A 12,630-nucleotide genomic window follows, 5' to 3' on the forward strand; every position below is an offset into this window, starting at 1 on the left:
GCGGGCGCCCGACGGCGGTTCGCCGAGGGCAGACCTCACGATCTGCTCACATCTGCCCGAGAAACCACGCCGCGGCGCGACAGCGGGGCGTCGCCGGGTCCAGACTCGGGCACATGTCCTTGCGCAGCCTCGTCGCGGACGACGAGCCCGACATCCGCGACTTCATCGGGCACGTGCTCGAGCGGGCCGGGCACGCGGTCACCCTCGCCGACGACGGCGCCGAGGTCATCGCCCACGCGTCGACGGAGACCTTCGACCTGGTCGTGGTCGACCACCACATGCCGCGGATGACCGGGCTCGCGGTCGCCGACGAGCTGCGCCGCACCAGCCCGACGACCAAGGTGCTGATCATGTCGGGCGACCTCGACGTGGGCGACGCGCACCGACACTTCCTGCCCAAGCCGTTCAACCGGCGCGAGTTCCTCGCCGCGGTCGAGACCCTGCTCGACCTCCCCGGCGCACCCTGAGCCGAGGAGGCCGAGCCGGGCCGTCGGCTACCTCCCCGAGGTGGCGAGCGCGAGTCCGGTGTCGGCGTCGAAGAGGTGGGCGCGATCGAGGTCGACGGTCACCGACACCCGCTCCCCCGGCGTGCCCGTCACCGTCGGGCGCGCCTTCACCTTCACCATCTCCGAGCCCACCTTGACGTCGACGACGGTGCGGTCGCCGAGCGGCTCGAGGCCGTAGAGCTCACCGGGCAGCGCAGCCTCGCCCCGCTTCTCCACCGACACGTCCTCGGCCCGCAGGCCGAGCAGCAGCGGCCGGCCGTCCTCGGCGGTGGTCCACCGCGGCCGCGGGAGGGACCAGCCCTGCGCCCCGACGAGGCGGTCGCCCTCGGCCCGGCAGGCCAGCAGGCTGATGCGCGGGCTGCCGACGAAGCCGGCCACCCACTGGTTGGCGGGGCGCTCGTAGACCTCGGTCGGCGTGCCGACCTGCTGCACCCGCCCCTCTCGCAGCACCGCGACGCGGTCGGCCATGGACAGCGCCTCGACCTGGTCGTTGGTCACGTAGAGGAAGGTGCCGCCGAGGGTGCGGTGGATCCGGGTGAGCTCGGTGCGCATCTCCACGCGCAGCTTGAGGTCGAGGTTGGTCAGCGGCTCGTCCATCAGGAAGGCACGCGGGCGCCGGACCAGGGCTCGGGCCAGAGCGACGCGCTGCATCTCCCCGCCGGACATCTGCGCCGGGCGCCGCTGCAGCAGCCGCTCGATGTGCAGCAGGGCGGAGACCTGCTGCACGGCCGCCTGGATGTCGCTCGACGACGCCCTGCGGGCCCGCAGCGGCGAGGCGATGTTCTCGTACGCCGTGCGCCGCGGGTAGAGGGCATAGCTCTGGAACACCATGGCGAGGTCGCGCGCGGCCGGGGTGTCGGCCGTCGCGTCCCTGCCGTCGAGGTGGACCGACCCGCCGTCGAGCGTCTCGAGCCCGGCGATCGCCCGGAGGGTGGTGGTCTTGCCCGCCCCGGACGGGCCGAGCACCACGAAGAACGAGCCGTCGGGCACGTCGAGGTCGACGCCGTCGAGGGCCTGCACCTCGCCGAACGACTTGCGCAGCCCGTGCGCTGCCACGGTTCCCATCAGGCCACCAACTCTTCCGTGCTCGTGTCGTAGACCGGCGGGGTCCCGCCGGCGTGGCGCAGCCCGACCTGCTCCTCGGCCGCGAACCGCGCGGTCGGTGGCATCCGGACCCGTACGTCGCTGTCGCCGCCGTGGTCGACGACGTAGATGATCTCGTCGCCCAGGGCCTCGGCCGAGACGACCCGGGCGGGGACCGTGCGGTCGGCACCGGGTGCGGTCACCTCGAGCGCCTCCGGTCGTACGCCCGCGACGAGCGAGCGGTCGCGCGGTAGGCCGTCCGGTGGTGCGAGCACAAGGCCGCCCGCGCCGCGGAGCGCACCCTCGGCCACCTGCACCTCGATGAGGTTCATCGGCGGCGAGCCGATGAAGGCGGCGCAGAACAGGCTCGCCGGGCGGTCGTAGACCTCGAGCGGCGTCCCGACCTGCTCGACGCGGCCCTTGTTGAGGATGGCGATGCGGTGCCCGAGCGACATCCCCTCCACCTGGTCGTGGGTGACGTAGACCATCGTGGTGCCGAGCTCGGCCTGCAGGTGCTTGATCTCGGTGCGCACGTCCGCACGCAGCTCCGCGTCGAGGTTGGTCAGCGGCTCGTCCATCAAGAAGGCCTGCGGCCGGCGGACGAGGGCCCGGGCGAGGGCGACGCGCTGCTGCTCGCCACCCGAGAGGCGCTGCGGCTTGCGGTCGAGCAGCCGCTCGAGCTGCATCATCCGGGCGACCTCGGCGACGCGCTCCCTGACCTCCTTCTCGGGCTTGCCCTCGGCCCGGAGCGGGAACGCGAGGTTGTCGCGGGTCCGGAGGTGCGGGTAGAGCGCGTAGAACTGGAAGACCATGGCGATGTCGCGCTCCGCCGGCGGGAGGTCGTTGACCAGCGTCCGGCCGATGCGGATGTCGCCCGACGTCTGGCGCTCCAGACCGGCCATCGCCCGCAGCGTGGTGGTCTTGCCGCACCCGGACGGGCCGAGCATGACGAACAGCTCGCCGTCGCCGATCGACAGGTCCACGTGGTCGACGGCGACGGTGCCGTCCGGGTACTTCTTGTGCAGTGAGGTGACCTCGATGCCGGCCATCAGCGACGCACCGCCCCGAGGGTGACACCGGCGACGAGGTGCTTGCGCACGAGGTAGGCGAAGACCAGTACCGGCAGGGCGAAGACCACCGCGGACGCGGCGACGAGTCCCCAGTCCACCGTGGTGCCACCGATCAGCCCGGCGATGGCGGGAGGCGCCGTCCGCACCTCCTGGCTGGAGGTCAGGAAGATCGCGAACACGAACTCGTTCCAGGAGAAGATCAGCGCGAAGACCGCGGTCGCAGCGATCCCCGGCACGAGCAGGGGAAGGGTGAACTTGTGGAACGCCTGCAGCCGGGTGTAGCCGTCGAGCATCGCCGCGTCCTCGTACTCTGCGGGGACCTCGTCGACGAACCCCTTCATCATCCAGATGGTGAACGGCACGTTGAACGCGGCGTAGATCAGGACGAGGCCGAGCTTGCTGTCGATGAGGCCGAGCGATCGGTACATGAGGAAGATCGGGATCACCACGACCACGGGCGGCATGAAGCGGGTCGACAGGATGAAGAACAGCTGGTCCTTCTTGGCCTTCATGCTGAAGCGTGAGTAGGCCCAGGCCGCCGGGACTCCGAGCACGGTGGCCAGCACGGTCGACGCACCGGCCACGATGACGGAGTTGAGGAAGGACCCGGACAGGTCCGACCGGCCGCCGCCCGGCGCGACGAACACGTCCTTGTAGTGGGCCAGGGTGAGGTCGAAGCCGAAGAACTTCGCGGGCACGGCGTAGACGTCGCGGTTCTCCTTGATGGACGTCTCGAGCATCCACAGCACCGGGAAGAGCATGGCCACCGCCAGCGCGGTGAGCAGCACGACCTCGACCACCATCCGCCCTCGTCCGCCGCGGCGGCGCTCCGGCGGCGCGTCGTGCGTGGCGGACACGGGCACGGCCTCGTCGATGGTGATGGCCATCAGCCCTCCTTGAGCTTGTTCAGGTAGCGCAGGTAGAACTGCGCGAGGACGATGACGACGAGGACCATCAAGATCCCGTACGCCGATGCGGTCCCGGTGTTGAAGCCGAGGAACGCGACCTTGTAGACGTGGAACGACAGCGTCTCGGTGGAGACCCCTGGGCCTCCGCTGGTGAGGATGTAGACGAGGTCGAAGAGCCGGAAGGCCTCGATGGCGCGGAACATGATCGCGATGAGCAGCAGCGGCCAGACCATCGGCAAGGTGATGTGGCGGAAGCGGAACCACTCCGAGGCACGGTCGATGGACGCGGCCTCGTAGAGGTACTTCGGGACGGCGGTGAGGCCGGCGAGCGCGATGAGCATGATGAACGGCGTCCACTGCCACGTGTCGACCACGATCAGCGAGATCAACGCCGTCCGCTGCCGGGTGAGCCACTCCACCTGCCCGAGGCCGAGCGAGCCGAGCATGGAGTTGATCACCCCGAACTGCGCGTCGAGCATGAACTTCCAGAACAGGCCGACCACGACCGGCGACAGCATCATCGGCACCAGGAACATGGTGGTCAGCGCCCCCCGCCCGTGCGTACGCCGCGAGATCAGGAAGGCGATCGCGAAGCCGAGCACGGTCTGCAGCGTGACCGCGCCGACCACGTAGAGCAGGGTCGTCAGCGCCCGCTGGTGGACCTGGTCCGACGTCAGGATGTTGGTGTAGTTCTCGACCCCGACGAAGTTGGCGGGCACGTCGCGCGTGGCGGAGTAGTCGGTGAAGGAGAGGTAGAGCGCCCACAGCAGTGGGAACACCGACATCCCGAGCAGCAGCAACAGGGCCGGGGAGATGAACGCCACGGCCAGGCCGCGATCGCTCAGGCGGGGGGAACCCCCCGGCGCAGGGGGCGCCGCCGCGTGCGCCTCCTGCACCGGGTGGTCCTTCGTCGTCGTCATCGGCTCAGCTCACAGTCCGCCGCCGCCAGCGGAGTCCAGCACCCTCTGCTGCTCCGAGGCGATGTCGTCGAGGGCCTGCTCCGGGTCCTTGGCGCCGTTGAGCGCCGCGTTGACGTTGGTGTTCTCGATATCGATGAGCCGGGCGTACTCCGGGACGTTCCACATGTCCCGCATGCGGGACACCGAGTCGGCGTAGACCTGGTTGAACGGTCCGGCCTCGAGGAACTCCGGGGACTCGAGCGCATCGGTGCGCGCCGGCACACCGCCGGCCGCGGCCCACTTCTTCTGGATGTCCTCCTGCTCGAACCACTTCATGAAGTTGAGGGCCTCGGCCTGCCGCTCCGAGGGTGCGTAGGCGGAGATGTGCATGCCCATCCCGCCGAGGGGCACGACGTCGGCGTCCTGCGTGGGCAGGGTGGCGAAGCCGAGCTTGTCGAGGATCTCGTCCTCGGTCTTGCCGAGGGTCGACTGTGCGGGGTCGACCAGGCCTCCGGCGGCGGCGATCCACTGGAACGCGATGCAGGCCTTGCCCTGCGCGACCGCGGCGTTGACCTCGTCGATGAACCAGTTGCCCGAGCCCTTCGCGGTCAGCGGCTTCATCTCGTTGACGAGCACGTCCATGGCCTTCTGGCCGGCCTCGTCGTTGATGACGCCCTCGACCGTCTTGTCCTCGGCGTTCCAGAGGTTGCCGCCGTAGACGCCGTTGACCGTGTTGTAGGTGACGGCCGCGGCGTCGGAGCCGTTGGCCTGGTGGAAGGCCAGGCCGCTGACGCCGGGGTTCTCGTCCTGGCACTTCTGGGCCGCGTCGATCATCTCGTCCCACGTCTTCGGGGGCTCGTCGCCGATGAGGTCCTTGCGGTAGATCATCGTCCAGGTGTCGCCCAGCAGCGGGAGGCCGTAGAGGCTGGCGTCCTCGTCGCGCTGGCCCGTCTCGGCCTGCGGGTACTGGCCGTAGGCGGCCAGGAGGTAGGGGTCGTAGGCGTCGACCTCGATGTTCTCGTTGACGAAGTCGGTGATGTCGAGGATGTTGCCGTTGGTGACGGCCTCACCGATGTGCTGGGAGTCCAGGATCGGGATGTCGAAGTCGGTCTGCCGCGCCGCGAACTGGGTGAACATCGCGTCGTGCCAGTTGGCGTTGGGCACCGTGTTGACCTCGATGGTCACGTTCGGGCGCTCCTTGCTGTACTCCGCGTTGGCGAAGTCCTCGAGCGCCTGCGCTGGGGGCCACTCGAACCAGATGAAGCTGAGGGTGAGCGGGTCGTCGGTGAGCTCGGGGACCGTCGCGGGCGCCGTCGGGCCGCCGGCCGCCGCGGCACCGCCGCTGTCGTCGCCGGCACCGCCGCCGCAGGCTGCGAGGGCCGTCGCCGCGAGGATGGCCGCCGTGGCCAGGCGTGCCGGTCGGCCGGGAAGGGACCTGCGTCCCGTTCGCTGTAGGTACCGCATCTGCTTCCTGCTTCCTGCTCGGGGTGGGTGATCGGGTGGTGCTGGGCTGTCCGAGACGTCCGAGAAGACGGGTGGGGCGTGCTACCAGGAGGTGGCGACGTACTGGGCCTCCAGGAACTCGAGCAGCCCCTCGGTGCTGCCCTCGCGACCGAGTCCGCTCTGCTTGGTGCCGCCGAAGGGGGCGGCGGGGTCGGACACGAGCCCTCGGTTGAGCCCGACCATCCCGCTCTCGAGGCGCTCCGCGAGGCGGAGGCCACGGGCCAGGTCGCGGGTGTAGAGGTAACTGACCAGGCCGAAGTCGGTGTCATTGACCATCGGCATCAGGTCGTCCTCCTGCTCGAAGCGGACCACCGGGGCGACCGGTCCGAAGACCTCCTCGTGCAGCACACGGGCGTCGGCCGGTACGTCGACGAGCACCGTGGGCGGGTAGAACGAGCCGGGGCCCTCGGGTGCGCGGCCGCCGATCATGGCCCGGGCACCGCGCTGGACGGCGTCGCGCACCAGCAGGTCGACCTTGCTGACCGCCCGGTCGTTGATGAGCGGCCCGCACTCCGTGTCCTCGTCAGGGCCGGGCCCGACCCTGACGGCGGCCATCCGCGCGATGAGCCCGTCGACGAAGGCGTCGTGGACCGAGCTGTGCACGTAGAACCGGTTGGCGGCCGTGCAGGCCTGGCCGCCGTTGCGCATCTTCGCGACCATGGCGCCGTCGAGCGCCGCCTCGACGTCGGCGTCGGCGAGGACGACGAAGGGGGCGTTGCCGCCGAGCTCCATGGCGCACTTGAGGACGCTGTCGGCGGCGGTGCGCAGCAGCACCCGACCGACCTCCGTGGACCCGGTGAACGACAGCATCCGGGTGCGTCGGTGGCGGAGCATGGCCTCCACCACCGGTCCCGGCCGGGAGCAGGTGACGACGTTGAGCACCCCGTGGGGCAGCCCGACCTCCTCCAGGAGCGCCGCGACAGCCAGGGCCGTGAGGGGCGTCTCGGCCGCCGGCTTGAGGACGGTGGTGCACCCGGCCGCGAGCGCCGGGGCGATCTTGCGGGTCGCCATGGCGGCAGGGAAGTTCCACGGCGTGACGAGCACGCTCACGCCCACGGGCTGGTAGCCCACCAGCAGCCGGTTGGCCCCGCTGGGCGAATGGCCCACCTGGCCGCGGAGACGGACACCCTCCTCGGCGTACCAGCGGAAGAACTCGGCCGCGTAGGCGACCTCGCCGCGGGCGTCGGCCAGCGACTTCCCGTTCTCCAGGGAGATGAGCAGGGCGAGGTCCTCGCTGCGCTCGTGCATCAGGTCGAACGCGCGCATCAGCAGGTCTGCACGGGAGCGCGGCGACGTCGTCGCCCAGCCGGCAGCGGCGGCGTCGGCTGCCTCGACCGCCGCCACGGCGTCGGCGGTGTCGGCGTCCGCCACGGTGGCCAGCACCGCACCCGTCGCCGGGTCGGACACCTCGAAGCGTCGTCCGCTGTCGGCGGGACGCCAGGCACCCGCCACGAACAGGTCAGTCGGCACGTCGATGGCGTCGGCCACCGGCACCAGCACCTCGTCCACGATCGTCATCACGCACCGCCTGCGGCGCCGAGGACGGCAGGAGCCGGCACGGCCTCCCGCAGGGCAGAGCGGTCACCCGCGTGGGCTGCGCGGACGATGTGCTCGAGCGCGTCGACGTCGAGGGGACGCGGGTTGTTGGCCACCAGCCGCTCCGCTCCGGACGCCTGCTCGGCGGTCCACCGCAGCTGGTCGGCCGGGAGGCCGAGCTCGGCAAGGGTCGTGGGGATCCCCACCGAGGCCAGCAGGGCCGCGACCCGGTCGATCGCCTCGTCCGCGAGGTCGTCGGCCGACCACTCCGGCGGGGCGCCCATCGCGACGGCGACGGCCGCGAGCTCCGGGACCCGGGCGGGACGGTTGAACTCCATCACGTAGGGCAGCAGGGCGCCCACGCCGACGCCGTGGGGCGTGTGGGTGAGGGCACCGACCGGGTACTGGATGGCGTGCGCTGCGGCCGTGCCCGCGGTGCCGAGGGCGAAGCCGCCCGCGGTCGCGCCGAGCATCATCGCCTCGCGCGCCTCGACGTCACCGGGCGTGGACCAGGCGCGGTGCAGGCTGCCGGCGATCAGCCGGACGCCGAGCAGGGCGTAGCTGTCGGTCAGCTCGTTCTTGCCGACGAAGACACGTTCGCTCGCCAGCCCGCTCGTCGCCGGACGGCGGACCGCTGTGAAGGCCTCGACGACGTGGGAGAGCGCATCGGCGCCGGCGCTCGCGGTGAGCGGCGGCGGGCACCCGACGGTCAGCTCCGGGTCGCACACCGCGACGTGCGGGATCAGGTGAGGGCTAGAGATCCCGACCTTGCTGATCCGGTCGGGGTCGGTGAGCACCGCCACCGGCGTCACCTCCGACCCGGTGCCCGCCGTGGTGGGCAGGGCGACGACCGGCACGACGGGGCCGGGCACCCGGAGCTCGCCGTAGTAGTCGGCGGGCGTCCCTCCGTGGGTGAGCAGGACCGCGACCGCCTTGGCCAGGTCGAGGCAGCTGCCCCCGCCCATCCCGACCACGACGTCGGGCTCGGCGGCTGCGGCCAGCTCGGCGCACCGGGTCACCTGGTGGACCGGGACGTCGGGCTCGACCTCGGCGAACGTCGTGACCTCGACGCCGGAGTCCGCGAGCAGGCGGAGCAGGTGGGCGAACTCCGAGGTGGCGCCGAAGCGGGCGTCGGTGCACACCAGGGCGCGTGAGCCCAGCGCCGAGACGACCGACCCGAGCGCATGGCGCTGTCCGGCTCCGAACAGGACCTGGCGCGGGCTCCGCAGGATGCCGAGCATGCTCATGAGGGCTCCGTGGTGGAAGGAAGGAGAAGCAGAACGTCGGACCCATTTCATATACGATCCGATTGGTGCGAGAGCATGAGCCACGAAACCGGCCCCTGTCAACAGGGCTGGGCGCCGACACGCAGAGAGGGGACGACGACATGGACGAGGCGACGACGGGCGAGGCCGGCGCGCTCCGGGCCCCGCCGACGGACCGGCTGCGGGTGGACCGCACACGCGGCCGCCTGGCCGACGAGGTCTACGACACCCTCCTGGCGCAGCTGATGTCGCTGCGCATCGAGCCCGGGTCACGGGTCACGATCGACGCCCTGGCGCGCGAGCTGCGCGTGTCCCAGACGCCGATCCGCGACGCGCTCAACCGCATGGAGGCCGACGGGCTCGTGGTCCGGGTCCCCCACGCCGGCTACCGGATACCGCCCCAGATCACGCGCGAGCGGTTCGAGGACATGGTGGAGTTCCGCCTGCTCCTCGAGCCCGCAGCGGCGCGCCACGCGGCCGAACGCGCGTCGTCCGAGCAGGTCAGCGGCCTGCGACGGATGCTCGACGACATGGCCGAGCTCGTCGAGGGCGACCGCCACGTCGCCTACGGCGCCTTCGGCCTCCGCGACGCCGCCTTCCACGACCTGGTGGCCCACAGCGCCGGCAACCAGGTCGTGCGCGAAGCGCTGGCGCGCCTGCACACCCACGTGCACCTCTTCCGGCTCCTCTACGACGCCGAGGTCACCTTCCTGGCCATGGGCGAGCACGAGGAGGTCCTCGGTGCCATCGCCGCCCGCGACCCCGACGCAGCCGCCTACGCCATGCGGCGCCACATCCTCCTCTCGCGGGACCGCTTCCGGCGGCTCTTCGACGAGTCCGAGGAGGCCGGCCGGTCCGGACAGGGGCTTGACGCCGGCGCCCACCCGACGGAATCCTAAGCCGATCGATCCAATCGGATCTGATCTGACCTGAGCGCGAGGAGACCAAGGTGCCCAGAGCACTGCTCATGACCGGCGACGCCGCCGAAGAGCTCGACACCATGTACCCCTACTACCGCGTGCAGGAGGGCGGGTGGGACGTCGACGTCGCCTCCCTCACGATGCGCGACATCCAGCTGGTGATCCACGAGTTCGACCCCAACTGCGACGCCTACGTCGAGAAGAACGGCCGCAAACTGCCCGTCGACGTCACCTGGTCGGAGGTCGACCTGGAGCGCTACGACGCGCTGATCATCCCGGGCGGGCGCGCTCCCGAGTGGATCCGCGTCGACGCCGACGTGCGTCGCATCACCGAGCACTTCTTCGCCCGCGACCTGCCCATCGCGCTGGTGTGCCACGGCGCGCAGGTGCCGGCGGTCTACGGGCTCCTCCAGGGACGGAAGACGGCCTGCTTCCCGCCCATCACCGGCGACATGGAGAACGCCGGCGCGACGGTCGTCGACGCCCCGGACTGCGTGGACGGCAACCTCGTCTCCTGCCGCGGCTGGCCCGACATGCCGCAGTTCGGCCGCGCCATGATGCAGGTCTTCGACAAGTCCATCGGCGACGCGTCGGCATGACCGCGACCGCCGACGCAGCGGCGGTCGAGCGCCGCAGCGTCGAGGTCGCCGGCAGCCCGGTGCACGTCATGGAGACGGGCACCGGGCCCGCCGTGCTGCTGCTGCACGGGTCCGGGCCCGGCACGACCGGGGCCGGCGCCTGGACGACGACCGCCCGAGCGCTGGCTGCCTCGCACCGCGTGGTCGCCCCCGACCAGGCGGGGTTCGGACGCACGCCCCTGCCGCCGGGGACCTCAGGCGGCCGGCAGGTGTGGACCGAGCAGGCCGCCGGCCTGATGGACGCCCTCGGGGAGACGTCCTACGCGGTCGTGGGCCACTCGATGGGCGGCGCGGTCGCTCTCGCCCTCGCCGCCGCGCGGCCGCATCAGGTCACCCGGGTCGTCGCCGTCGCGAGCATGGGCGCCCCCGGGGCGCCCCTCTCGGCGGACCTCAACGCGGTCTGGTCGGCCGTCCCCGGCGAGGCCGGGGCGCGCGACATGCTGAGGCGCCTCGTCCTGGACCAGTCGCTCGTGACCGACGAGGCGGTGGCCACGCGCGCCGAGGCGATGCGGGCAGGGGCGCAGGCGTTCGCCACGATGTTCCCCGCGCCCCGCACCCGCTGGGTCGACGACCTCACGCTCTCGGCCACCACCCTGGCGGCGGTGCGCGCGCCAGTGCTCCTCGTGCACGGCGCACAGGACCGGCTCACGCCACTGCGGACCGCCGCGCTCCCGCTCCTGGAGCACGTGCGCGACGTACGCCTCCACGTCCTCGGCCGGTGCGGCCACGCGCCGCCAGTGGAGCATCCCGCGGCGTTCCAGGAGCTGCTGGCGGGCTTCCTGACGCCTTCCTGACGGCGTGAGCGTCAGAGGTTGATCGTGATGTCCGCGTCCTTGCGGAGGTCGTCGACCAGCCCGGTGGCCACCTTGCCGACCTCCTGGCTCGTCGCCTGCTCCGCGAGCTGGTCGCGCACCTGGGCGAACGGCGGGATCTCCTGCCCCTGCCCGCCGGCGGCGGCCTGCTGCTTCTTGACCTGCGCGTAGAGCTTGCGGAGCTCCTTGTCGGTCGGCTCGATCGAACCGTTCTCGTCGGCGACGAGCTGCTCGACCATCGCCTGGGTCTCGACCTGCTGGCGCGCCTGCTCGGCGGTGACGCCCTGCGCCTCGACCGCCTTCAGCAGCTCCTCGGCCGACTTCATGCCGTTCTGCTCGGCGAGGTCGGTGAGCTCGGCGTCGACGGCGTCGTCGCTGACCTCGAGACCGCGCGACTCGGCCTCCTGGATGAGCAGCTCGGTGTCCACGAGGTTGTCGGCCGTCTGCTTGCGCAGCGCCTCCTCGTCGGGCTTCTCGCCACCCATCTGCGCCTGCGCGGCCGCCTGCTGGAAGGCTGCCTGGTAGATCGGGACGAACTCCTCCTTCGTCACCTGCTCGCCGTTGACCTCGGCCACCACGTCGGGGATGGCGTCGAGGTCGGGCTGGGGGCCCTCCGCGGCGTCGGCCGACGCGTCGGCGGACGGCGACGAGCTCGCCGCGGCGTCCTTGCCTCCGTCGGCGTCCGACGAGCCCGGGCCGACCATGTAGGCGCCGAAGGTGAGGACGGCTGCGACCACCAGGACGCCGATGGCGGCGAGGGTGCGGGAGCTGAGCAGGGAGGTCTTCGTGGAAGTCATCGTCGACGAGACTACGCACCGATCCTGAGCGCCGTTCTCAGGGTCCTCAGCTGGCGCTCGGAGCGAGCTTCGCACCCGAGATCCCTGCTTTGTGGCCGAGATCTGGGGTGCGAAGCGGGGTGGTCACCGGATATCCGGTGACCACCCCCCTGCCGCAGGTCACAGGTCGTCGAGGGAGTCCGGCACGATCAGCGCGTCCGGGTCCTGACGCACCGGGAGCTGCGCGAGCGCCGTACGCACGAGCGTGAGGCGCGCCGCGACCGCCACCTTCTGGCGCAGCCGGCCCACCCCGCTCTCGCCGAGCGTCTGCTCCACGGCCTCGGCGATCTGGGCGTCGGTGAAGGTCGGCCGGGTGCCGGCGGGCACCTCCACGTCGGGAAGGGCGAGCATGACCGGCAGCACCTGGCTGCCGACCGCCTCGAGCAGGTGGTAGCGGTCGATCTTGCTCATCGACTCCCACTTCTCCTCGCCCTTGCCGCGCTTGCCGATCTTGCCGCCGGCGACGATCTTGGCGGCGGCGGTGACGGCGACGGTCAGCTCGTGCTCGGTGAAGCGCATGGGTCAAGTGTGCCCCGGCCAGCGGCTGCGCTCACGACCCCTCCCGGGGACGCAGGTCATGCGGTGATCGTGCCACCCCCGTGGCCGCCTCGAACCCGTCCGGTCATCCTTGTCCCAGACCCGCCCCGCCCAGGA

At 71.6% G+C, this 12,630-nt stretch carries 13 protein-coding genes; 4 read left to right on the forward strand and 9 right to left on the reverse strand.

Annotated elements, in window-relative coordinates:
- Positions 1–113: 113 nt before the first annotated feature.
- Entirely contained in the window at positions 114–467 is a 354-nt protein-coding gene (locus NCI01_RS08510; RefSeq protein ID WP_254181044.1) for a response regulator, read from the forward strand.
- 27 nt (positions 468–494) lie between these two features.
- Here NCI01_RS08510 and NCI01_RS08515 read toward each other — a convergent pair whose 3' ends face one another.
- From NCI01_RS08515 to NCI01_RS08545, 7 genes are all read right to left on the reverse strand, one after another.
- On the reverse strand, positions 495–1,571 hold the full coding sequence (locus NCI01_RS08515; RefSeq protein WP_254181045.1) for an ABC transporter ATP-binding protein: 1,077 nt from the start codon (positions 1,569–1,571) through the stop codon (positions 495–497).
- Positions 1,571–2,638 (reverse strand): ABC transporter ATP-binding protein, encoded by a 1,068-nt coding sequence (locus tag NCI01_RS08520; protein WP_254181046.1) that lies wholly within the window; start codon positions 2,636–2,638, stop codon positions 1,571–1,573. Before NCI01_RS08520 ends, NCI01_RS08515 begins: the two co-directional genes overlap by 1 nt.
- A complete protein-coding gene (locus NCI01_RS08525; protein ID WP_254181047.1) occupies positions 2,638–3,546 on the reverse strand; it encodes a carbohydrate ABC transporter permease in 909 nt (302 codons plus the stop codon). Before NCI01_RS08525 ends, NCI01_RS08520 begins: the two co-directional genes overlap by 1 nt.
- A complete protein-coding gene (locus NCI01_RS08530; protein WP_254181048.1) occupies positions 3,546–4,487 on the reverse strand; it encodes a carbohydrate ABC transporter permease in 942 nt (313 codons plus the stop codon). The genes NCI01_RS08525 and NCI01_RS08530 overlap by 1 nt, the downstream gene beginning before the upstream one ends.
- A gap of 9 nt (positions 4,488–4,496) precedes the next feature.
- A complete protein-coding gene (locus tag NCI01_RS08535; protein ID WP_254181049.1) occupies positions 4,497–5,930 on the reverse strand; it encodes an extracellular solute-binding protein in 1,434 nt (477 codons plus the stop codon).
- 81 nt (positions 5,931–6,011) lie between these two features.
- The gene (locus tag NCI01_RS08540) at positions 6,012–7,487 is read right to left on the reverse strand and encodes an NAD-dependent succinate-semialdehyde dehydrogenase (protein ID WP_254181050.1); all 1,476 of its coding nucleotides are present in this window, start codon (positions 7,485–7,487) and stop codon (positions 6,012–6,014) included.
- Positions 7,487–8,752: an iron-containing alcohol dehydrogenase gene (locus NCI01_RS08545; RefSeq protein WP_254181051.1), complete on the reverse strand. Its 1,266-nt coding sequence runs from the start codon at positions 8,750–8,752 to the stop codon at positions 7,487–7,489. The genes NCI01_RS08540 and NCI01_RS08545 overlap by 1 nt, the downstream gene beginning before the upstream one ends.
- 140 nt (positions 8,753–8,892) lie before the next feature.
- Between NCI01_RS08545 and NCI01_RS08550 the strand changes: the two genes are divergently transcribed.
- From NCI01_RS08550 to NCI01_RS08560, 3 genes are read left to right on the forward strand one after another with little or no spacing between them, the layout of a single operon-like run.
- On the forward strand, positions 8,893–9,669 hold the full coding sequence (locus tag NCI01_RS08550; RefSeq protein ID WP_254181052.1) for a GntR family transcriptional regulator: 777 nt from the start codon (positions 8,893–8,895) through the stop codon (positions 9,667–9,669).
- A gap of 50 nt (positions 9,670–9,719) precedes the next feature.
- Positions 9,720–10,289 carry a DJ-1/PfpI family protein gene (locus tag NCI01_RS08555; RefSeq protein WP_254181053.1) on the forward strand — a complete coding sequence of 190 codons (570 nt, stop codon included), beginning with the start codon at positions 9,720–9,722 and terminating at the stop codon, positions 10,287–10,289.
- Positions 10,286–11,122 carry an alpha/beta fold hydrolase gene (locus tag NCI01_RS08560; RefSeq protein WP_254181054.1) on the forward strand — a complete coding sequence of 279 codons (837 nt, stop codon included), beginning with the start codon at positions 10,286–10,288 and terminating at the stop codon, positions 11,120–11,122. Before NCI01_RS08555 ends, NCI01_RS08560 begins: the two co-directional genes overlap by 4 nt.
- An 11-nt stretch (positions 11,123–11,133) precedes the next feature.
- Here the strand turns inward: NCI01_RS08560 and NCI01_RS08565 are convergent, their stop codons facing one another.
- Together NCI01_RS08565 and NCI01_RS08570 are read right to left on the reverse strand one after the other, a co-directional pair.
- On the reverse strand, positions 11,134–11,937 hold the full coding sequence (locus tag NCI01_RS08565; protein WP_254181055.1) for a SurA N-terminal domain-containing protein: 804 nt from the start codon (positions 11,935–11,937) through the stop codon (positions 11,134–11,136).
- Positions 11,938–12,096: 159 nt separating this feature from the next.
- Complete coding sequence (locus NCI01_RS08570; RefSeq protein ID WP_254181056.1) at positions 12,097–12,495, reverse strand: hypothetical protein; 399 nt, start codon at positions 12,493–12,495, stop codon at positions 12,097–12,099.
- Between the last annotated feature and the right edge of the window lie 135 nt (positions 12,496–12,630).

It is taken from the genome of Nocardioides pinisoli (assembly GCF_024199985.1).
GTDB classification, from domain to species: domain Bacteria; phylum Actinomycetota; class Actinomycetes; order Propionibacteriales; family Nocardioidaceae; genus Nocardioides; species Nocardioides pinisoli.

Coding starts and splice junctions, on each gene's coding strand:
- NCI01_RS08545 (WP_254181051.1), bottom strand. CDS start 8,752: ATGAGCATGCTCGGCATCCTGCGGAGCCCGCGCCAGGTCCTGTTCGGA.
- NCI01_RS08550 (WP_254181052.1), top strand. CDS start 8,893: ATGGACGAGGCGACGACGGGCGAGGCCGGCGCGCTCCGGGCCCCGCCG.
- NCI01_RS08515 (WP_254181045.1), bottom strand. CDS start 1,571: ATGGGAACCGTGGCAGCGCACGGGCTGCGCAAGTCGTTCGGCGAGGTG.
- NCI01_RS08510 (WP_254181044.1), top strand. CDS start 114: ATGTCCTTGCGCAGCCTCGTCGCGGACGACGAGCCCGACATCCGCGAC.
- NCI01_RS08520 (WP_254181046.1), bottom strand. CDS start 2,638: ATGGCCGGCATCGAGGTCACCTCACTGCACAAGAAGTACCCGGACGGC.
- NCI01_RS08570 (WP_254181056.1), bottom strand. CDS start 12,495: ATGCGCTTCACCGAGCACGAGCTGACCGTCGCCGTCACCGCCGCCGCC.
- NCI01_RS08525 (WP_254181047.1), bottom strand. CDS start 3,546: ATGGCCATCACCATCGACGAGGCCGTGCCCGTGTCCGCCACGCACGAC.
- NCI01_RS08540 (WP_254181050.1), bottom strand. CDS start 7,487: ATGACGATCGTGGACGAGGTGCTGGTGCCGGTGGCCGACGCCATCGAC.
- NCI01_RS08535 (WP_254181049.1), bottom strand. CDS start 5,930: ATGCGGTACCTACAGCGAACGGGACGCAGGTCCCTTCCCGGCCGACCG.
- NCI01_RS08565 (WP_254181055.1), bottom strand. CDS start 11,937: ATGACTTCCACGAAGACCTCCCTGCTCAGCTCCCGCACCCTCGCCGCC.
- NCI01_RS08530 (WP_254181048.1), bottom strand. CDS start 4,487: ATGACGACGACGAAGGACCACCCGGTGCAGGAGGCGCACGCGGCGGCG.
- NCI01_RS08560 (WP_254181054.1), top strand. CDS start 10,286: ATGACCGCGACCGCCGACGCAGCGGCGGTCGAGCGCCGCAGCGTCGAG.